This window comes from Streptomyces sp. NPDC050448 (assembly GCF_040655295.1).
In the GTDB taxonomy this organism is placed as follows: Bacteria; Actinomycetota; Actinomycetes; order Streptomycetales; family Streptomycetaceae; genus Streptomyces.
Genome location: NZ_JBFAJR010000023.1, coordinates 32,089 through 50,545, shown reverse-complemented (window position 1 = coordinate 50,545; position 18,457 = coordinate 32,089). Strand labels below are relative to the sequence as shown.

The 18,457-nt window shown below is 71.8% G+C and carries 18 protein-coding genes and 1 pseudogene; 11 read left to right on the top strand and 8 right to left on the bottom strand.

The annotated features are described in order from the left end of the window. The first annotated feature begins 140 nt into the window (after positions 1–140). The 3 genes from AB0I68_RS25085 to AB0I68_RS25075 all read left to right on the top strand — a co-directional run bounded on the left by AB0I68_RS25085 (position 141) and on the right by AB0I68_RS25075 (position 3,401). Complete coding sequence (locus AB0I68_RS25085) at positions 141–1,949, top strand: AMP-dependent synthetase/ligase (protein ID WP_363179672.1); 1,809 nt, start codon at positions 141–143, stop codon at positions 1,947–1,949. A gap of 297 nt (positions 1,950–2,246) precedes the next feature. Further along, on the top strand, positions 2,247–2,657 hold the full coding sequence (locus AB0I68_RS25080) for a hypothetical protein (RefSeq protein ID WP_363179600.1): 411 nt from the start codon (positions 2,247–2,249) through the stop codon (positions 2,655–2,657). Between the two features lie 57 nt (positions 2,658–2,714). After that, positions 2,715–3,401, top strand: a complete 687-nt coding sequence (locus AB0I68_RS25075) for an alpha/beta fold hydrolase (RefSeq protein WP_363179599.1) — start codon at positions 2,715–2,717, stop codon at positions 3,399–3,401. A gap of 4 nt (positions 3,402–3,405) precedes the next feature. Here the strand turns inward: AB0I68_RS25075 and AB0I68_RS25070 are convergent, their stop codons facing one another. The 6 genes and pseudogenes from AB0I68_RS25070 to AB0I68_RS25045 all read right to left on the bottom strand — a co-directional run bounded on the left by AB0I68_RS25070 (position 3,406) and on the right by AB0I68_RS25045 (position 8,073). Next, positions 3,406–4,077: a hypothetical protein gene (locus AB0I68_RS25070; protein WP_363179598.1), complete on the bottom strand. Its 672-nt coding sequence runs from the start codon at positions 4,075–4,077 to the stop codon at positions 3,406–3,408. 538 nt (positions 4,078–4,615) lie between these two features. After that, positions 4,616–4,858: a DUF397 domain-containing protein gene (locus AB0I68_RS25065; protein WP_363179597.1), complete on the bottom strand. Its 243-nt coding sequence runs from the start codon at positions 4,856–4,858 to the stop codon at positions 4,616–4,618. Next, positions 4,855–5,723: pseudogene (locus AB0I68_RS25060) on the bottom strand (helix-turn-helix transcriptional regulator). The gene AB0I68_RS25065 and the pseudogene AB0I68_RS25060 overlap by 4 nt, the downstream one beginning before the upstream one ends. Positions 5,724–6,170: 447 nt before the next feature. Continuing rightward, positions 6,171–6,752, bottom strand: coding sequence for a hypothetical protein (locus AB0I68_RS25055; RefSeq protein WP_363179596.1), 582 nt, complete (start codon positions 6,750–6,752; stop codon positions 6,171–6,173). 213 nt (positions 6,753–6,965) lie between these two features. Then, positions 6,966–7,511, bottom strand: coding sequence for an SRPBCC domain-containing protein (locus tag AB0I68_RS25050; protein ID WP_363179595.1), 546 nt, complete (start codon positions 7,509–7,511; stop codon positions 6,966–6,968). A 67-nt stretch (positions 7,512–7,578) separates the two neighbouring features. Continuing rightward, a complete protein-coding gene (locus tag AB0I68_RS25045) occupies positions 7,579–8,073 on the bottom strand; it encodes a VOC family protein (protein ID WP_363179594.1) in 495 nt (164 codons plus the stop codon). A gap of 65 nt (positions 8,074–8,138) precedes the next feature. Here AB0I68_RS25045 and AB0I68_RS25040 point away from each other — a divergent pair, with 65 nt between their 5' ends. Further along, entirely contained in the window at positions 8,139–8,582 is a 444-nt protein-coding gene (locus AB0I68_RS25040; protein WP_363179593.1) for a MarR family transcriptional regulator, read from the top strand. A 1-nt stretch (position 8,583) separates the two neighbouring features. Here AB0I68_RS25040 and AB0I68_RS25035 read toward each other — a convergent pair whose 3' ends face one another. Then, positions 8,584–8,982, bottom strand: a complete 399-nt coding sequence (locus AB0I68_RS25035) for a hypothetical protein (RefSeq protein ID WP_363179592.1) — start codon at positions 8,980–8,982, stop codon at positions 8,584–8,586. Positions 8,983–9,296: 314 nt separating this feature from the next. On the opposite strand from AB0I68_RS25035, the gene AB0I68_RS25030 reads away from it, so the two are divergent. Further along, on the top strand, positions 9,297–10,982 hold the full coding sequence (locus AB0I68_RS25030) for a lytic murein transglycosylase (RefSeq protein ID WP_363179591.1): 1,686 nt from the start codon (positions 9,297–9,299) through the stop codon (positions 10,980–10,982). A gap of 208 nt (positions 10,983–11,190) precedes the next feature. Here AB0I68_RS25030 and AB0I68_RS25025 read toward each other — a convergent pair whose 3' ends face one another. Beyond that, entirely contained in the window at positions 11,191–11,394 is a 204-nt protein-coding gene (locus AB0I68_RS25025) for a cold-shock protein (RefSeq protein WP_030162033.1), read from the bottom strand. A gap of 237 nt (positions 11,395–11,631) precedes the next feature. On the opposite strand from AB0I68_RS25025, the gene AB0I68_RS25020 reads away from it, so the two are divergent. From AB0I68_RS25020 to AB0I68_RS24995, 6 genes are all read left to right on the top strand, one after another. After that, complete coding sequence (locus tag AB0I68_RS25020; RefSeq protein ID WP_363179590.1) at positions 11,632–12,495, top strand: menaquinone biosynthesis protein; 864 nt, start codon at positions 11,632–11,634, stop codon at positions 12,493–12,495. Between the two features lie 276 nt (positions 12,496–12,771). Continuing rightward, on the top strand, positions 12,772–14,646 hold the full coding sequence (locus tag AB0I68_RS25015) for a protein kinase (RefSeq protein ID WP_363179589.1): 1,875 nt from the start codon (positions 12,772–12,774) through the stop codon (positions 14,644–14,646). A gap of 74 nt (positions 14,647–14,720) precedes the next feature. Then, the gene (mqnC, locus tag AB0I68_RS25010) at positions 14,721–15,920 is read left to right on the top strand and encodes a cyclic dehypoxanthinyl futalosine synthase (RefSeq protein WP_363179588.1); all 1,200 of its coding nucleotides are present in this window, start codon (positions 14,721–14,723) and stop codon (positions 15,918–15,920) included. Between the two features lie 7 nt (positions 15,921–15,927). After that, positions 15,928–16,575: a hypothetical protein gene (locus AB0I68_RS25005; protein WP_363179587.1), complete on the top strand. Its 648-nt coding sequence runs from the start codon at positions 15,928–15,930 to the stop codon at positions 16,573–16,575. A 200-nt stretch (positions 16,576–16,775) separates the two neighbouring features. Continuing rightward, on the top strand, positions 16,776–17,468 hold the full coding sequence (locus tag AB0I68_RS25000; protein ID WP_363179586.1) for a demethylmenaquinone methyltransferase: 693 nt from the start codon (positions 16,776–16,778) through the stop codon (positions 17,466–17,468). A 6-nt stretch (positions 17,469–17,474) separates the two neighbouring features. After that, positions 17,475–18,386: a glutaminase gene (locus AB0I68_RS24995; RefSeq protein ID WP_363179585.1), complete on the top strand. Its 912-nt coding sequence runs from the start codon at positions 17,475–17,477 to the stop codon at positions 18,384–18,386. Positions 18,387–18,457: the final 71 nt, after the last annotated feature.

Sequence of the window (18,457 nt, the reverse complement as noted above, 5' to 3'; positions counted from 1 at the left end):
CTGGTCGGAGGGGTGGTCAGCGGGAATACCCGTGCGTAGATTACCGGCGGTAACTCCCGAGTCGAGCCGAGGAGAGCGCCGTGGAAGCCGTGGGAGCCGAGCCGAGGCCGGTACCGCCCGTGTTGACCGTCGTCGACGGGGTGGTGCGGGAGGTGGAGGTGCCCGCGCTGGTCGGGGTGCCGGGGAGCGGATCGCTCGGGGACATCCCGTTCCAGAACGCCCGGGAGGCCCCCGGCGAGGTGGTGCTCGCCCGCAAGGAGCGGGACGGCAGCTGGCGGGACGTCACCGCCGCCGAGTTCGCGGGCGAGGTGATGGCCGTCGCCAAGGGGCTGATCGCCGAGGGGCTGCGCGAGGGGGACCGGCTGGCGATCATGGCCCGGACCACCTACGAGTGGACCCTGCTGGACTTCGCGGGCTGGGCCGCCGGGCTGGTCACCGTCCCCATCTACCCGACCTCCTCCGCGCTCCAGGCCCGCTGGATCATCCAGGACTCCGGCGCCGTGGCCTGCGCCGTCGAGGACACCGCGCAGGCCCGCATCATCAGCGCCGAGCGGGCCCACCTGCCCTGGCTGGCGCACCTGTGGGAATTCGACACCGGCGCGGTGTCGCGGCTGGTCAAGGCCGGCGAGGACCTGCCCGACGCCGTGGTGCACGCGCGCCGGTCCCTCCGTACGCCGGACTCCGCGGCCACCCTCATCTACACCTCCGGCACGACCGGACAGCCCAAGGGCTGCGTGATCACGCACGCCAACTTCTTCGCCGAGGCCGACAACGCGGTCGAACTGCTGCACCCCGTCTTCAAATCCGTCAGCAAGGACCCCGCCTCCACCCTGCTCTTCCTGCCGCTCTCGCACGTCTTCGGGCGGATGGTGGCCGTGGGCTGCATGCGGGCGCGGGTGAAGCTCGGGCATGCGCCGAGCATTCAGACCGAGGACCTCCTCGCCGATCTCGCCGGCTTCCAGCCGACGTTCCTGCTGGCCATCCCGTACGTGCTGGAGAAGGTGTACAACACCGCGCGGGCCACCGCCGAGCGGATGGGCCGGGCCTCGTCCTTCGACCGGGCGGCGCGGATCGCGCAGCGGTACGGGGAGATCGTCGAGGGCAGGACACCGGGCCTGGGCCTGCGGGCGGCACGGGCGCTGTACGACCCGCTCGTCTACCGGCGGATCCGGGCGGCGCTCGGCGGGCGCGTGCGGTACATCCTGAGCGGGGGCTCGCCGCTCGGGCGACGGCTCGCGGCCTTCTACACCGGCGCCGGGATCGAGGTCTTCGAGGGGTACGGGCTCACGGAGACGACCGGGGCCAGCACCGTGACCCCGCCGCTGAAGCCGAGGCTCGGGACGGTGGGGTGGCCGCTGCCGGGCACGGCGGTGCGGATCGCGGACGACGGGGAGGTCCTGCTGCGGGGGCGGCACGTGTTCGCGGGGTACTGGAACACGGCGTACGGGGCCGTGGGGGACGGGGGCTGGCTCGCCACCGGGGACATCGGGGAGCTGGACGGGGAGGGGTACCTGACGATCACGGGCCGGAAGAAGGACCTGATCATCACCTCCGGGGGCAAGAACGTGGCCCCGGCCCCGCTGGAGGACTGGCTGCGGGCCCACCCGCTGGTCGGCCAGTGCATGGTGATCGGCGACAACCGGCCGTACGTCACGGCCCTGATCACCCTGGAGCCGGAGGGGCTGGCGCACTGGCGGCAGATGCGGAAGAAGGTGGGGGTGCCGATCAGGGAGCTGGTGCGGGATGAGGAACTGCGGGCGGATATCCAGCGGGCGGTGGACGAGGCGAACCGGCTGGTGTCGCGGGCGGAGTCGATCCGGCGGTTCGCGGTGCTGGCGGGGGAGTTCACGGAGGCGCGGGGGCATGTGACGCCGTCGATGAAGCTGAAGCGGGGGGTGATTGCGCGGGACTACGAGCGGGAGATCGAGGATCTGTACCGCAAGGACTGACCCCCAAGCGAGCGGCGGCGGCAACGACCGCATGTTCGGCGGCGACGGCGACGACGAGCACATGACCGGCGACAGCGTCGCCCTCGGGGGCGACGCCACGGGCGGCGGCAACGACCTGCTGGAGGGCGGCAACGGCGACGACGGCCTGCTCGGCGACTCGGCGGCGCCCTTCCGGGGCACGGGAACCGGCGCGGGCAACGACATCCTGCGCGCCGGCCTGGGCACCGGAGACAACATCATCGGCGACAGCGAGGGCTCGCGGGGGCCGTCGGCAGCGGCGGCAACGACCTGCTCGACATGGGGGCCGACGGCGGCGTCTTCGCCCTGGGCGACCACAACATCGGCGACCCCGACGGCGGGCAGGCCCGGGGCGCGGGCAACGACACGATCATCGGCGGTTCCGCTGCCGAGTTCCTCGTCGGCGACAGCTCCGTCGGGGACGCCTCCGTCACCTCGGCCGGCAACGACCAGATCGACGGCGGGGGCGGCGACGACTTCCTCTTCGGCGACAACGCCAACTTCGACGTGGACGCGAGCGCCGGCACCGCGGGCGGCCGGGACCGGCTCCGCGGCCAGGCCGGCAACGACTCGATCTTCGCCGGACCCGCCGACGACTTCCTCGACGGCGGCCCGAACACCGACGCCTGCGACGGCCAGGCCGGCACCGACATCGCCGTCAACTGCGAGTCGACCGCCAACATCCCGTAGGCCGCCCGCCCGACGCGGCCGAGGGGCGTTGTCAGTGGGGCCCGTTACGGTGCCGCCATGGCGAACTACGTGCTCATCGCAGGGGCATGGCTCGGCTCGTGGGCGTGGGAGGAGGTGGCCGCGCACCTGCGCGCGGCAGGGCACAGCACCCACCCGCTGACGCTGTCCGGCCTGGCCGAGCGGCAGGGCGTACCGGCGGGGCAGCAGACCCACGTCCGGGACATCGTGGACGAGGTCGAGCGCCTCGACCTCCGCGACGTGGTCCTGGTCGGCCACAGCTACTCGGGCATCCCGGTCGGCCAGGCGGCCCAGCGGATCGGCGACCGGCTGGCCCGGGTCGTATTCGTGGACGCCAACGTCCCGGTGGACGGCGGGTCGTTCGTATCGGGCTGGCCGGACGGCCGGGCGATGGTGGAAGGCGCGATCGCCGCCCACGACGGCTTCTGGCCACCGCTGACCGCGGCCGACTACGCGGGCCAGGGCCTGGACGCGGAGCAGATCAGCCGCATCGTGGCGGGCTCGACCCCCCACCCGGGCGCCACCCTGACGGAACCGGCGGAGCTCACCGGCCCGCTCTCCGAGCTCCCGGCGGTGTACGTGAAGTGCCTGCTGGACGGTGAGGACCCGGGCCCGGAGGCGGCCGCGCTCCTGAAGGGCGAGCGGTGGAGCCTGGTGCGGATGCAGACGGGCCACTGGCCGATGTTCTCGCAGCCGGCGGAGCTGGCGCAGGTGCTGGCGGGCTGAGGCCTCAGCCGCGTGCGTAGGACCCGAGGCCGACGAGGCAGTACACGTACTGGTTGATGGTGACCCCGCCCCGGCTGTAGCGGTACGAGAAGGCGTACTGCGTCTTCGGATTGTCGTTGCAGCGGTTCAGGTCAGACGTCAGCGGGATGCTCTCGATCACCTTGTAGTGCGCGTCGGACGCCGAGCAGGAGACCTCCTCCACGCCGGTGACCTTCTGTGCGGTGGTCGAGTCCGGCAGGGTCCCGTTGAGGCAGGTGCCCCGGTCGAACGGGCTGGGGGCCGCCTCGGTGGGAGAGGCGACGGGATCGGTCGCGCTGCCCACCGGGGGCGGGGCCGGGGCAGGCGACCAGGAACTGTACGAGGGCGTGGGCGTGGGGGCGGCGGTCTTGCCCTTGTCGTCGTCCCCGCTGTTCAGCAGGATCGCGCCGATGACCACGGCGACGACCACCCCGAGCGCCACCAGGCATCCCCGCGAGCTCGAAGCGGGCGCCGGCCCCGGGGCGACCCGGATGCGCAGCAGCACCTCGTCCTCGCCGAGACGGGCCCGCACGAGGTCGCCGTCGCGGGCGGGCGGGATCCTGAGCCGGGCCGTGCCGGTGGGCAGCGGCACGGTCAGAATCACGCCGTGGGCGGCCTGCTGCGGGGTGATCGTGATCGGGATCTCCTGAGATTCCACCGGCTGCTCCCTGGTTGCCTGATGAATCGTCATGAAGTGTGCAGTAAGCCCAAGTCGGGACGCAGCGGTTCCGCCGGATGGCTCGGAGGCAAAGCCTCCACATCAAGATCGAAGTCTGAGGAACCCCTGAGCCGGAAGGATTTCGTCCGCTGGTTGACGGGCCGCACCAAGCCACCCCCCAACCCGGGAGGGCTAGTTAGGGCTCGCCATCGAGGTCGACAAGCGGCACCAGGCCAAGGCCGACGCCTACGGGTTCAAGAGCGGCTACCTGGAGAACATCCAAGCCCCGAGGGGCCTGTGGCTCGGCCCCGGCTCCGATATCCCCCCGGCCGGAACACGAACCTCCCGGCCATCCTTCGGGGGCTTCCCGACAGTCTTCGTCTTTCCGGGGCGGGCCGGGCAGTCAAGGGTGGAGCGCAGCGACATCGCGAAGCGACGCGACGAAGGAGCGCCCTTGACGGCCCGGACCGACACGGAAGGACAGTGGACTGACGGGACGCCCCCGGACACTCCTCCGACGCTGCGTACGGGAATCCCGCTAGCGGGATACCCCGCCCAGGAACGAGGCCCAGGCCTGCGGCGAGACGGCCAACTCGGGGCCGGCCGTCAGCTTCGAGTCCCGGACGTGGACGGTGTCGGTGCAGGTGGCCACCTCGACGCACTGGCCGCCTTCGCCGGAGCTGTAGCTCGACTTCCGCCAGGTGTAGGCGACTTCGAGGCACTGGCCGCCCTCGCCGTCGCTGTAGCTGCTCTTGAACCAGGCCAGGTTCGTGGTGTTCATCTCTCTCCCAGCGTCTTCTCGATCAAGGTCAGGGACTCGTCCGGCGTGAGCGCCTGTGCCCGGATGATCCCATAGCGTTCGGCGAAGATCCTTACCTGTTCAGGGTCGGTGATAGGCTCGGGCGGGCATAGGCCTCGTGGTAGGCCACCTGTTGGCGGCCCTTTGGGTGGAGCAGGCTGAACGACCCGCCCATGGCGGCGTGTTCACCCCGACTGAAGGGCATCACCTGGAGTTCCACGGTCCGCAGGCTGCCGATCTCGATGAGGCGGCGCAGCTGCTCCTCGTGCACCGCTCGGCCGCCCACGGGGCGCATCAGCAGGCTGTGGTCGAGGACGAAGCTGAAGGTGGGCGAGGGCCAGCGTTCGAAGATCTGTTGGCGGGCCATCCGGTCGGCCACCCGCTTCTCGATCGTCGCCTCGTCTAGCAGCGGTCGGCGTTTGGCGAAAACGGCCCGTGCGTGCCCCTCCGTCTGGAGGAGGCCCATGATGCCCTGGTAGCTGTAGTCGTGGATCGCGTTGGAGGCCGCCTCCGCCTTCGCGTAATCCTGGAACCAATCGGGATGGCGCGTCCTGGCCCGCTTCAGGGCCTCCTTGACGTCCGGGATCGCCGCCCTCAGGACGCCACCGGCGCCCAGCGCGCGGTCGGCGTTCTCCAGGAAGTCCGGCTGGGGGATGCGTACCCCTCGTTCGATCGAGGACACCAGGTCCTCGCCCACATGCACCAGCGCGGCCAGCTCCTTCTGCTGAAGGCCCGCCGCTTCTCTCAGCACCTTGATGATTTTGCCGAGCGCCTTGAAGAGGTACGCGGTGCCGTCGACCTCCACGGGTCGCTCCGGCTGTTCCTCGCGGTCTGACAGGTCGTTCATAGGCTGAACCGCCCTCGTCCGTACGGGCCGTACACGCAACTGGGGCCGGCCCTACGGGACTCCGCCGTAGCGCCGCGCTCCCGGCAAGCCTACGACGCTCCGGACACGCTCGGTGAGGTGACGACCGAAATCAGTGACATTGCATGCGAGCGGCACGAGACCCGGAAGCTACCGCCAACGCCGTGGTGCACGGGCACGTTCCCGGGCGGGGTTTCGGGGTCCTGCTGAGCTTCGACGGGCGGCGGGTGCGGTTGGAGGTCGGCGACGCGCGGGGCGAGCAGCGGCCGCCGGAGGTGCCCGCGCCCCGGCCGATCCGTGGTCGGCCGAGGGCGGGCGCGGGCTCGTGCTGGTGAAAGCCGTGGCCCGGGACTGGGGGGTGCGGGGCCGTCCGCCGGGGCATCCGCGGAAGGCGGTGTGGGTCTGCTTGTGACGACCGCGGGCCGCCGGTCAGGACTTCAGGCTGAAGCCGCCCTTGACGACCTCACTGGAGGGCGCCGGGGCCATGCACTTCGACAGAGTCTTGTCCGCCACCCCGGAGAGTCCGACCCGCGACGGGCCGCCGCCCTTGCCGGCGACGTAGAAGCTCATGCCCAGGCGGACGTGGTCCTTCAGCATCGACTGGAAGGGGTCGGCCGGAAAGGTGGCGTCCGCGGGATTGTTGCTGGCGGCCACGATCCGCCCGGTCACGGTCGCGTTGGGGCCGCCCTTGGTCATGCAGTCGACCTCCATGTACGCCCAGTAGGTCCGCGAGGCCCCGTCCGGCCCGGTCATCTTGTGGGAGAGGCGGAGGGTGCCCTCGGAACGGGTGGGAAACGCGCCGTCCTTGGCGAAGGTGGCGCGGGCGTCGACGGCGACCTGGATGTCATTGCCGGCGATCGGGTAGTCCAGGCGGCCCCAGCCCTTGATGGAGGCGGTGGTCTCCGCGGCCGGAGGCGGCGGCTGGGTCGCGGCCGAGGCGGCGGCCATCGGGACGGTCAGGGCGGTGGCCAGGGCGAGCAAGGCGGCGATCCGCAGGGTCCTGTTGCGCATGGCGGTGATGCTCCGATCGAGGAGAGGCCGGTCCGTGTGTCGGCCGTGTGCTTCCCCTCGATCCTTGCGAGCGGCGGCGCCGCGCACGTCGCCCTCGGGAGCGAGGTGCCTCCCCCATCCGGTGGAGACGGCAGCGACCAACGGCGGAGTCCTCGGCGAGTCCTCGGCGGAGGCCGTCGGCCGGGGTCCTCGGCGAGTCCCTGGCGGAGACCGTCAGCCGGAGTCCTCGGCGGCGCCGCGCACGTCGCCCTCGCCCGCGTCCTCGCCCGCGTCCTCGGCCGCGTCCTCGGCGGAGACGCCGAGGACCTCGTCCTGGTTCGCCAGGACCTGCTGCCAGGCCGACTCGTGGTTGTCGCGGGCGGCCTCGTCGTAGAACCCGGCGTGGGTCAGCCGCAGGTGCGTGCCGATCGGGTGGGGGAGGAGCTCGACGGTGACCACCGTCTCGTCGCCCGCCGTGCCGGCCCGGCCCGTCACCCAGGTCAGTTCCACCAGCCGGTCGGGCACCAGCCTCAGGAAGCGCCCGTAGTGCGGATGCCTGGTCAGGGGAGCCCCCGGCTCCTTCGTGAACTCCGTTTCGAAGAAGAACGGGGCGTTCACCTCGGCCGTCATCACGACCGAGCCCGGCGCCGCGAACCAGCGGTCGAACTCCTCGGTCCACGCCGTGTACAGCGTGTGCTCGCAGGCCAGCATCGTGCGGTCGACGATCAGCCGGTGGGGGCGCTCCGTCAGGTCGGGGACGCGGATCGGATCGGTGCTCATGGCACTTCACCCTAGTGACCGCGAGCCCGGGTGCCCGGGTGCAACGCGTGGCGGTGGGCGGCCGTGCTCAGTACGACTGGAGCTCCCACAGGTTGCCCTCGGGGTCGCGGACATGGGCGCTGCGCAGGGTCGGGCCCCATTCCGGGCGGTCGGCCGGCGGGCCCGCCGGGGTGGTGCCGCGGGCCAGGCAGGCGGCGTAGGCGGCGTCCACGTCCGGGACGCGGCTGACCAGCATGGTCCGTTCATCGGGGCCGGCAAGGCCATCAGAGCCAGCAAGGCCAGCAAGGCCAGCAAGGCCGGCAGGGCCATCAGGGCCGGCGGGGCCTGCAGAGGTAGCAGGGCCATCAGGGCCGACCGGGTTCCGTGACGCCACCGTGGCGGCCATCGCCGTGCGGTCGAACAGCGCCAGTACGCCCTGGCCGTTCACGTCCCACGAGGCGTACGGGCCCTGCTCGGCGCCGCGCGTGCGCGTCGCGCCGAGCAGGGCCGGGAGCAGGGCGTCGTAGAAGCGGAAGGTCTCGCCGAAGCGGGCGACGAGCAGGCGGGGGTGCAGGGCGTCCATGCGGGCTCCGTTCAACGCAATCAATAGGGTAATACCAATGATTGGTGTCACCCTACAATGTGCCCATGGTTGCGCCCTCGACGCCCCGACTGACCGCCCTCACCCCCTACTTGCTCTCCAGGGTGGGCAAGGCCGCCCGCACCCTCGTCGGCGACCGGCTCGCCGCGCGCGGTCTGCGGCTGTGGGACATGGCCGTGCTCGCCGCCCTCGCCGATCACGGACCGCAGCCGCAGCGCGATCTCGCCGAGCGGCTCGACGTGCACCCGAGCGACGTGGTCAAGGTCCTCGACGGCCTCGACCGGCTCGGATGCGTCGACCGGGAGCGCGACACGGCCGACCGGCGCCGGGTTCTCGCGAGCATCACCGAGCCGGGCCGGCGGCTCCTGGACGAGCTGACCGCGGAGGCCGGGGCCGTCCGCGACGAGCTGCTCGCCCCTCTCGGCGAGGCCGAACAGGCCACCCTGCACGCGCTTCTGCTCCGCGTGCACACGCACGCGGCGAGCCGGTGACTCAGGGCCTGGGCGGCAGGGCCTTGAGCACGGTCAGTTCCTCGGTGTGGCGGCGCGCGGCCAGGGCCACGGTGCCCGAGGTGTACTGGAAGACGCCGACGGTCGCGAGGGGCAGGGAGACCACGAGCAGGCCGAGCAGGTCGGCCGAGTCCCGCGCGACGGCGCAGCGGTCGCCCTCGGCTTCGGCGTAGCCGTGCTTCCCGGAGCTTCCTTCGTCGTAGAACACGGGGGAGGCGCACGTCGTGCTGCTGTGCGAGCCGTAGTCGAGGCTGAAGGGCGCGAACAACTCGTAGGCGAGCCAGAGCCAGATGCCGCCCGCCGCGATGAGCAGGAGGACCCCCAGGGTCCGCTTGCGTTCCGCCCGCTCGCGGAAGGCCATCTCGTATTCCTCGGCATTCATGGGCGCCGAATCTAGCAGCGTGATCCGCTCGCCGGTCCGGCTGTTCCGCGCGGGCCTCGCGCATCGGCGTGTGCGAGGGGCTTCAGCGGTGGCAGGAAGCAAGAACGGTCAAACTAGAGGACATTGGGGCTTTTCCGGCATGTGCTCAGGGTCTTTGTTCGTTCGGTCGTGAGGGCCCGGTGAAGCTGAGACGAATGGTGTGTCACATCTCCCGGGGTCGCGGCGAGTCGCATCCGAATACCTGATAGACAGTGAATATCCACGGCTTGACTCGCCGTACACCCTGTCGGCCGCCTTGGGGGGATCGCCGCACTGTGAAGCCGCTTCACCGTCACCTCGTCAACACCTCGCGCAAGGTCCTGTGCACGGCCGCGCTCGCGGCCAGCCTGACGACCGCCGCCGTGGTGACCAACACGTCCACCGCCGACGCGGGCGAGTCCGAGCCCACCCCGGACAGCCCCCAGGCCACCGACCGCGGCGACGCACGCCTCGACCTGCCCGGCCCGGTCGCGGACCCGGCCGTACCGCCCGCCGCCGGTGCGGGTGAGGGGGCCGGCGGGGCCAGCGGCATACCCGGGACCGCCCTCGACGCCTACAAGCGCGCCGAGACCGCGGTGGCCGCCGCGCTCCCCGGCTGCAAGCTGCCCTGGCAACTGCTCGCCGGCATAGGCCGGGTCGAGTCCGTGCACGCCTCCGGCTACGGGCTCAAGGCCGACGGCTACACCGAGAAGCCGATCCGCGGACCGCGCCTCGACGGCAACGGCTTCGCCGAGGTCAAGGACACCGACAAGGGCGAGTTCGACGGGGACGCCGTCTACGACCGCGCCGTCGGCCCGCTGCAGTTCATCCCCTCCACCTGGGCCAGGTGGGGCGCCGACGGCAACGGCGACGGCAAGCGCGACCCGAACAACATCTACGACGCGGCGCTGGGCGCGGGCCTCTACCTGTGCGCGGGCGACCGGAACCTCTCGGACCAGGCGCAGCTCGACCGGGCGATCCTCAGCTACAACAGCTCCCGCGAGTACGTGAACACCGTGATCGGGTACATGCACCAGTACCAGAACGGTGCTACCGGGGTGCCGAACCCGCCCGTCGGGAACTACCCGACGCCGCCCACGACGACGCTGCCCACGCCGAGCCCGACCACGCCGACGCACACGTCGAAGCCGACGCCCACCCCGTCGAAGCCGGCCGAGCCGCAGAAGCCGACGCCGGCCCCGACCCTGGCCAAGCTGGAGCTGCTCGGCAGCCCGGAACTCAAGGCCGAGGCCGGGTCCGCGTTCACCACGGTCCCGCGGATCAAGGCGGTGCTCAGCGACGGCAAGCCGGCCGCCGCCAAGCCGATCCTCTTCGAGCTCAAGGACGACACCACGGGCACCTTCATCGGTGCGGAGGGCAAGACCTTCCTCGTGGTCGAGACCGACTCCGAGGGCGTCGCGGCCCTGCCCGGCCTGAAGGCCGGTGCCAAGACGGGCGGGTTCACCCTGCGGGTGGCGGCCTACAACACCGAGGCCCAGCTCACGGTGAACTTCACCGGCACCGTCACGGCGAAGCCGGCCCCGGTCGCGGACAAGATCACCCGTACCGACGCCGACGCGGCCAAGCCGCTGGAGGTCGTGGCGGGGACCAGCTTCAAGGGTGTGGAACTGACGGCCACCGCCCAGGGCAAGGCGGTGGAGGGTACGCAGGTCACCGCCGGGCTGGTCGAGCAGAACAAGGCCGGCGAGTGGGTGCCGGTGGACCCGGCGACGGCCAAGGGGCCGTGGTTCAAGGACAAGGACGGCGCGAAGGCGACCAGCCTGCTCCTGGCCCCGACCGGCGCCGACGGCAAGATCGCGCTGCCTGAGCTGTTCACCACGGACGTCGCCCCGGGCACGTACCGCCTCCGCCTGATCACGAAGGACAACGTGGTCCTGATCCTGGACCTCAAGATCACGGCAGCCCCGACGACGCCCCCGACGACGCCTCCGACCACGCCCCCGGCGACGCCCAAGCCGTAACCGTCCGGCCCCGCGGGCCCACCCGCAAACGCCGCCGCCCCGGTCACCGTGTCAACGGTGCCCGGGGCGGCGGCGTTTGCCCCGTCCCCCACCCGGGAGGGGTGCAACGTCCAGACAAAAGGCAGGAGCCCCGCTTCCTCCGCTCGCACGGAGGAGGCAGGGCTCCTTGGGTACTGCTATCCAACCGCGATGTGGTTGGCCCAGGCGACTAGGCCGGGGTGACGTTCTCCGCCTGCGGGCCCTTCGGACCCTGCGTGACGTCGAAGTTCACCATCTGGTTCTCCTCGAGGGAGCGGAAGCCAGAGGCGTTGATCGCGGAGTAGTGGACGAAGACATCCGGGCCGCCGCCGTCCTGGGCGATGAAGCCGAAGCCCTTTTCAGCGTTGAACCACTTCACGGTTCCGGTAGCCATGAGCCCTCCTATGGGCCAAAGGGTCGCCCTGCTCCAGAACCTGCTAAGAAGTCTGAAAACTACAAAAGCCTGCGGGTCACATTCTCCGCAGGCCTCGTACTGCAAGGGAAACCAAACTGCAACTTGCGTCGAGCCTAGCACGCACCGTGCGGCGGAGACCAGAGGGAAAGATCACGTCACCCGGACGTTTGAGGCCCGCCCGAAGGCTGACGGAGACCCGGGGGCTAGTCTCGCGATGTGGACGCCTATCGCAGCCGGCCCCGTGTCGGCCACATTCAGTTCCTGAACTGCCTTCCCCTCTACTGGGGACTGGCCAGAACCGGCACGCTGCTGGACCTGGAGCTGACCAAGGACACCCCCGAGAAGCTCAGCGAGCGGCTCGTCCAGGGGGACCTGGACATGGGCCCGATCACCCTCGTGGAGTTCCTCCGCAACGCCGACCAGCTCGTCGCGTTCCCCGATCTCGCGGTCGGCTGCGACGGCCCGGTCATGTCCTGCGTGATCGTCTCGCAGGTGCCGCTGGGGCAGTTGGACGGGGCCCGGGTCGCCCTCGGCTCGACCTCCCGTACGTCCGTACGCCTCGCCCAGCTGCTGCTTTCCGAGCGGTACGGGGTCCAGCCGGACTACTACACCTGCCCGCCCGACCTGGGTCTGATGATGCAGGAGGCCGACGCGGCCGTGCTGATCGGCGACACCGCGCTGCGCGCCTCGCTGCACGATGCGCCCCGGCTCGGCCTCGACGTGCACGACCTGGGGCTGATGTGGAAGGAGTGGACCGGACTGCCGTTCGTCTTCGCCGTCTGGGCCGCCCGCAAGGACTACCTCGCCCGCGAGCCGCTCGTCGTGCGCAAGGTCCACGAGGCCTTCCTCGACTCCCGCGACCTCTCCCTCGAAGAGGTCGCCAAGGTCGCCGAGCAGGCGGCCCGCTGGGAGGCCTTCGACGCCGATCTGCTCCGGCGGTACTTCACGACGCTCGACTTCCGCTTCGGGCCCGAACAGTTGGCCGGTGTAAGGGAATTCGCCCGGCGTACGGGACCGACCACGGGCTATCCCGCGGATGTCGCCGTGGAGCTGCTGAACGGGGACGGCGCCCGCCTCTGATCCATCCGGTGATCGGTTTTACCGGGCGGTAGCCCGGGTTCCGGTCAGGGGGATATGCCGTTTCCCGGGAATTCCCCCTCTTTTCGCTTTCCTGTTCGCCGCACGGGAATGCGCGGAGCCCGAATCGCGAGGCCCCCGCGCACATGCGGGGCCGCGGCGGGCAGGCCCTCGAGCGGACGCGCGCCGGGTCCGGGGCCCACGGGATCCGCCCCGGCGGGCCGGTGCCCCCTCTAAGGTGCTTCTGGCGATCAGGACCAAACGGGGGAGGGGGACGCGATGCAGCCGCTCGAAACCGGCGAACCGCGGACCATAGGTGCGTACCGGCTGCTCGGCCGGCTCGGCTCGGGTGGCATGGGGCGGGTCTACCTGGGCCGCAGCGCGGGCGGCCGGACGGTGGCCGTCAAGATCGTGCACCCGCATTTCGCCTCCGACGAGGAGTTCCGCGCCCGGTTCCGCCGCGAGGTCGAGGCCGCACGGCGGGTCGGCGGCGAGTGGACCGCGCCCGTACTGGACGCCGACCCGGAGGCGCCGGTGCCGTGGGTGGCCACCGGGTATGTGGCGGGCCCCTCCCTGGGCGGCGCGGTCGCCGCGCACGGGCCCCTTCCGGAGGCCTCCGTACGGGCCGTCGGCGAAGGCCTGGCCCGCGCGCTGGTGGCCGTGCACGGGCTGGGGCTCGTCCACCGGGACGTGAAGCCGTCGAACGTGATGCTGAGCCTCGACGGCCCGCGGCTGATCGACTTCGGCATCGCGCGGGCCACGGACGGGACCGCCTCGCTCACCTCCACCGGCGTCTCCATAGGTTCGCCCGGCTACATGTCCCCCGAGCAGATCCTCGGCAAGGGGATCACCGGAGCGGCCGACGTCTTCTCGCTCGGCGCCGTGCTGGCCTTCGCGGCGACCGGGCGGCCGCCGTTCAGCGGGGACAACTCGGCGACCCTCCTCTACAAGGTGGTCCACGAACCACCGGACCTCGACGCGGTCCCGGCCGGCGGGCTGCGCGAGCTGATCGCCGCCTGCCTGGCCAAGGCCGCCGCCGACCGGCCCGTCCCGGCGGCGATTGCGCAGGCGCTCGCGGGCGCCCTGCACGCCCCCGGATGGCTGCCCGCGCCCCTGGTCGAGGAGGCCAGCCGCGCGGCGGTGGCCCTGCTGGACCTGGAGGCCGCACCCGCCGGTCCCTCCAGGGACGCCGCGGAGGCCTCGTCGGGCCCCGCGCCCTTCACGAACCCGTCGTACGGGGGCGGTCCGGCGGGCGGCTTCGGCCCGGCGGGTTCCGGCTCCGTCGCCGCCGACACGCCGTACCCGCCGACGGGTTCGCCGGCGGGCGGGTCATACGGGCCGTACGGGCCGTACGGTTCGGCCGCCGGCCGGCATGCGGGCGCCGGCTTCCCGACCCCGGGCTCCGACACCTTCGGCGCCGCCCGGGCGCAGACCCCGTACGGTCCCTACGGGGCGCCGCCCGCCGCCGTCCACGGGAGTCCCACCGAGACCGCCGGCGCCGGTGTGCCGCAGCCGCGGACCGCCCCCGACCAGGCGCGCCAGGTCGCCTTCAGCGCGTCCGGGCGGCGCTTCAGCTGCTCGCTGGTCCTCGCGACGGCGGCCGTACTCGCCGTGCTGTCGGGCGGCGGGCTGTACGGGATGGGGCTGCTGCCGGGCCTGGGCGGCGACCAGGACCGGCCGTCGGGGGCCGCCGCCACGCCCCCGAAGAGCTCGGCCGCACCCCCGGCGGCGACGCCGAACGGCACCCCGACCCCGACCGCCACGGACGGTTCGGCTCCGCCCCAGGGCAACCGGGGTGACGTTCCCAAGGAGTTCACCGGCACCTGGAAGGGCACGCTCATCACCGCCCGCGCGGGGGTCTCCAGCGAGTTCGAGATCACCATCAAGGGCGGCAAGGTCGGCGAGGTCGTCGCCCGGGACAAATCGATCCTCCCGCTCTTCGGCACCGACTGCAGCGGCGACTGGAAGCTCGCCTCCGCCACCGACCGCTCCCTCGTCCTGAACTCCGCGGGCGGCCCCAACCCGGCCCCCGGCATCTGCTCCAACGGGTCGGCCAACGAGCGCTTCACCCTCAACGCCAACGGGACGCTCCACTACAAGTCGGGCGACGGCCCGGCCGGAAACCCCGAAGGCGACCTGACCCGTATCCCCTGAAATCCGTGGACGGCCCCTGGCGTAGGCTGGATCGGTCCGTACCTCTTGACACACCGCCGAAAGGTGACGCACCGGTGACCGACCAGGCCGTTCTCCAGTCTGTCCTCGACCGCGCCGCCGCAGGGGGCCGGATCACCAAGGAAGAGGCGCTCGACCTCTACCGGCACGCCCCGCTGCACGCGCTCGGCCAGGCGGCCGACGCGGTGCGCCGCCGCCGCTACGCCGGTACCGAGCACATCGCGACGTACATCATCGAGCGCAACATCAACTACACCAACGTGTGCGTCACGGCATGCAAGTTCTGCGCCTTCTACGCGGCCCCGAAGGACACCAAGAAGGGCTGGTCCCGCGACCTCGACGACATCCTGCGCCGCTGCGCGGAGACCGTGGAACTCGGCGGCACGCAGATCATGTTCCAGGGCGGGCACCACCCGGACTACGGCGTGGAGTACTACGAGGAGCACTTCTCCGCCATCAAGAAGGCGTTCCCGCAGCTGGTCATCCACTCCCTCGGCGCGTCCGAGGTCGACCACATGGCCCGCATCTCCGGCGTCTCCGCGGAAGAGGCCATCCGCCGCATCCACGCGGCCGGCCTCGACTCGTTCGCGGGCGCCGGCGCCGAACTCCTGCCGGAGCGGCCGCGCAAGGCGATCGCCCCGCTGAAGGAGTCGGGCGAGCGCTGGCTGGAAATCATGGAGATCGCCCACAAGCTGGGCGTGGAGTCCACCTCCACCATGCTGATGGGCACCGGCGAGACCAACGCCGAGCGCATCGAGCACATCGCGATGATCCGCGACACGCAGGACCGCACGGGCGGCTTCCGCGCCTTCATCCCGTACACGTACCAGCCCGAGAACAACCACCTCAAGGGCCGGACCCAGGCGACGGTCTTCGAGTACCTGCGCATGATCGCGATCGCGCGGCTCTTCCTCGACAACATCGCCCACATCCAGGGCTCCTGGCTCACCGTGGGCAAGGAGGCGGGCCAGCTCTCGCTGCACTACGGCGCGGACGACCTCGGCTCCATCATGCTCGAGGAGAACGTGGTCTCCTCGGCCGGCGCCAGGCACCGCTCCAACCGCCAGGAGATCATCGACCTGATCCGCAAGGCGGGCCGCGTCCCCGCGCAGCGGGCGACGACGTACGAGCACCTCCTCGTGCACGACGACCCGGCGAACGACCCGGTCGACGACCGCGTGGTCTCGCACATCTCCTCCACCGCGATCGAGGGCGGCACGGCGCACCCCGAGCTGAAGCTCATCTCGACCAAGTGACCGCGCCTTGCTGACGCTCCACACCGCCGAACTCCTCCTCGCCGGGCCGGGGGCCGCGCCGCAGCCCGGCGGGGCGGTGCTCGTCGAGGGCGACCGGATCAGCCGCGTGGGCCCGCACGCGGAGCTCGGCGCGGACTTCCCGCACGCGCGGGTGCGGCGCTGGCCCGGGGTGCTGACCCCGGGACTGCTGGTGCGCGGGGCGGACGTGCTGCTGGAGCGCACGTACTACCCGGACGACCCGTACGAGACCATCGAGCTCGGGGCCGAGCCCATCAGCGGGGCCGAGGCTCTGGCCGCCCTGAAGATGACCGAGTCCCGCTGGGGCAACAGCGCCCGCCGGGCCACGCAGAAGCTGCTGGCCCGCGGGGTGGTGGCGGTGGCCGGGCGGCTCACGGTCCCGGCGGTGCGCACGGCGGTGGTCCGCTCGGGGCTGACGCTGCTCCCGGCGGCGGCCACGCCTTCGGACCCGCCGTCCCTGGACCCGTTCGCCGGGCGGGACGCGGCCGAGCAGGCCTTCTTCGGCATCCTGGAACCGGGCGTTCCGGCCCGCTTCGCGGTGTTCGCGGTGCCCGACGCCCGGGCGCTGCTCGATCAGGGCGCAACCAGCTGCGTGGCCACGGTCATCGGAGGCCGGCTCCTGCACCGGCGCCGCTGACGGGTTCTGAGACAAGCCTGGGCCCGGGGTGTCCCGGTAGGCCTTGTCGGGCCGTACGAGCCGGTCAACGCGGATGCACGGGCCCCGCGTCACTGTCCTGCGGGCCGGTTGTGCCCCCGGCGGTGGGGCGTGGAGGCGCCTGCGAGAATGGCCCGGTATCCGCCCACCCGTACCGCACCGCACCTGAGGGGCCAACGCCAGTGACCCGCGCTTCCCTGGACAAGCAGCCGCACGAAGTCGCCTCCATGTTCGACGGTGTCGCGGCGAACTACGACCTCACCAACGACGTGCTCTCCCTCGGCCAGGCCCGCCTGTGGCGCAAGGAGGTCGCCAAGGCGGTCGGTGCGCGCCCCGGGCACAAGGTGCTGGACCTGGCCGCCGGAACCGCGACCTCCTCACTGCCGTTCGCCGCGACCGGCGCGTACGTCGTCCCCTGCGACTTCTCCCTCGGCATGCTCCGCGAGGGCAAGAAGCGCCACGCCTGGCTGCCGCTGACCGCCGGCGACGCGACGAAGCTGCCGTTCAAGGACGACGTCTTCGACACCGTGACGATCTCCTTCGGCCTGCGCAACGTGCACGACACCGAGGCCGCGCTGCGCGAGCTGTACCGGGTGACCAAGCCCGGCGGCCAGGTCGTCATCTGCGAGTTCTCGCAGCCCACCTGGGCGCCGTTCCGTACCGTCTACACGGAGTACCTGATGCGCGCCCTGCCGCCGGTGGCCCGCGCCGTGTCCTCCAACCCCGACGCGTACGTGTACCTCGCCGAGTCGATCCGCGCGTGGCCGGACCAGCCGGAGCTGGCCGGGCTGCTCCGGAAGGCCGGCTGGTCCAAGGTGGCCTGGCGCAACCTGAGCGGCGGCATCGTCGCGCTGCACCGCGGCTTCAAGGCCTAGGAAGCAGTGGACTACCAGGAGCTGCTGGAGCAGATCGCGGCGGACATCGCCCCCCTGACGGGCAGCGGCACGCCCGCCGAGTACATCCCGGCGCTCGCGTCCGTGGACCCCGGGCAGTTCGGGATGGCCGTCGCCGATCTCGACGGCAATGTCTTCGGGGTGGGGGACTGGCAGGTTCCGTTCTCCGTCCAGTCCATCACCAAGGTCTTCGCCCTGGCCATGGCGCTGGCCGAGGGCGGCGACAGCCTGTGGGACCGGGTCGGCCGGGAGCCCTCCGGGAACCCGTTCAACTCCCTCGTGCAGCTGGAGTACGAGAACGGCATTCCGCGCAATCCGTTCATCAACGCGGGCGCGCTCGTGGTCACCGACCGGCTGCAGACCCTGACGGGCGACGCGAGCAGCGAGCTGCTGGAGTTCCTGCGCCAGGAGAGCGGGAACGCGGAGATCGGTTTCGACGCGGAGGTCGCGGCCTCCGAGCACGAGCACGGCGACCGCAATGCCGCGCTCGCCCATTTCATGGCCTCGTACGGGAACATCGACAACCCCGTGCCGACGCTGCTGGACCACTACTTCTGGCAGTGCTCCATCGAGATGAGCTGTGCCGATCTGGCCCGCGCCGCACGGTTCCTGGCCCGGCACGGGCTGCGCGCGGACGGCTCGCGGCTGCTGACGCGGAGCGAGGCGAAACAGGTCAATGCGGTCATGCTGACCTGCGGGACGTACGACGCGGCAGGCGAGTTCGCCTACCGCGTCGGCCTCCCCGGCAAGAGCGGGGTGGGCGGCGGGATCGTGGCGGTCGTCCCGGGCCGCTGCACGCTGGCCGCGTGGAGCCCGGGCCTCGACCTCCACGGCAACTCCGTCGCCGCCGTAGCCGCCCTCGACCGTTTCACGACCCTGACGGGCCTGTCCGTCTTCTGACGCGCCACTCGCGCGGCCCGGTGCCGGGGGCGCCTCCCCGGCTTCGTGCCGCTGCGCTGGGGGCACCTCCC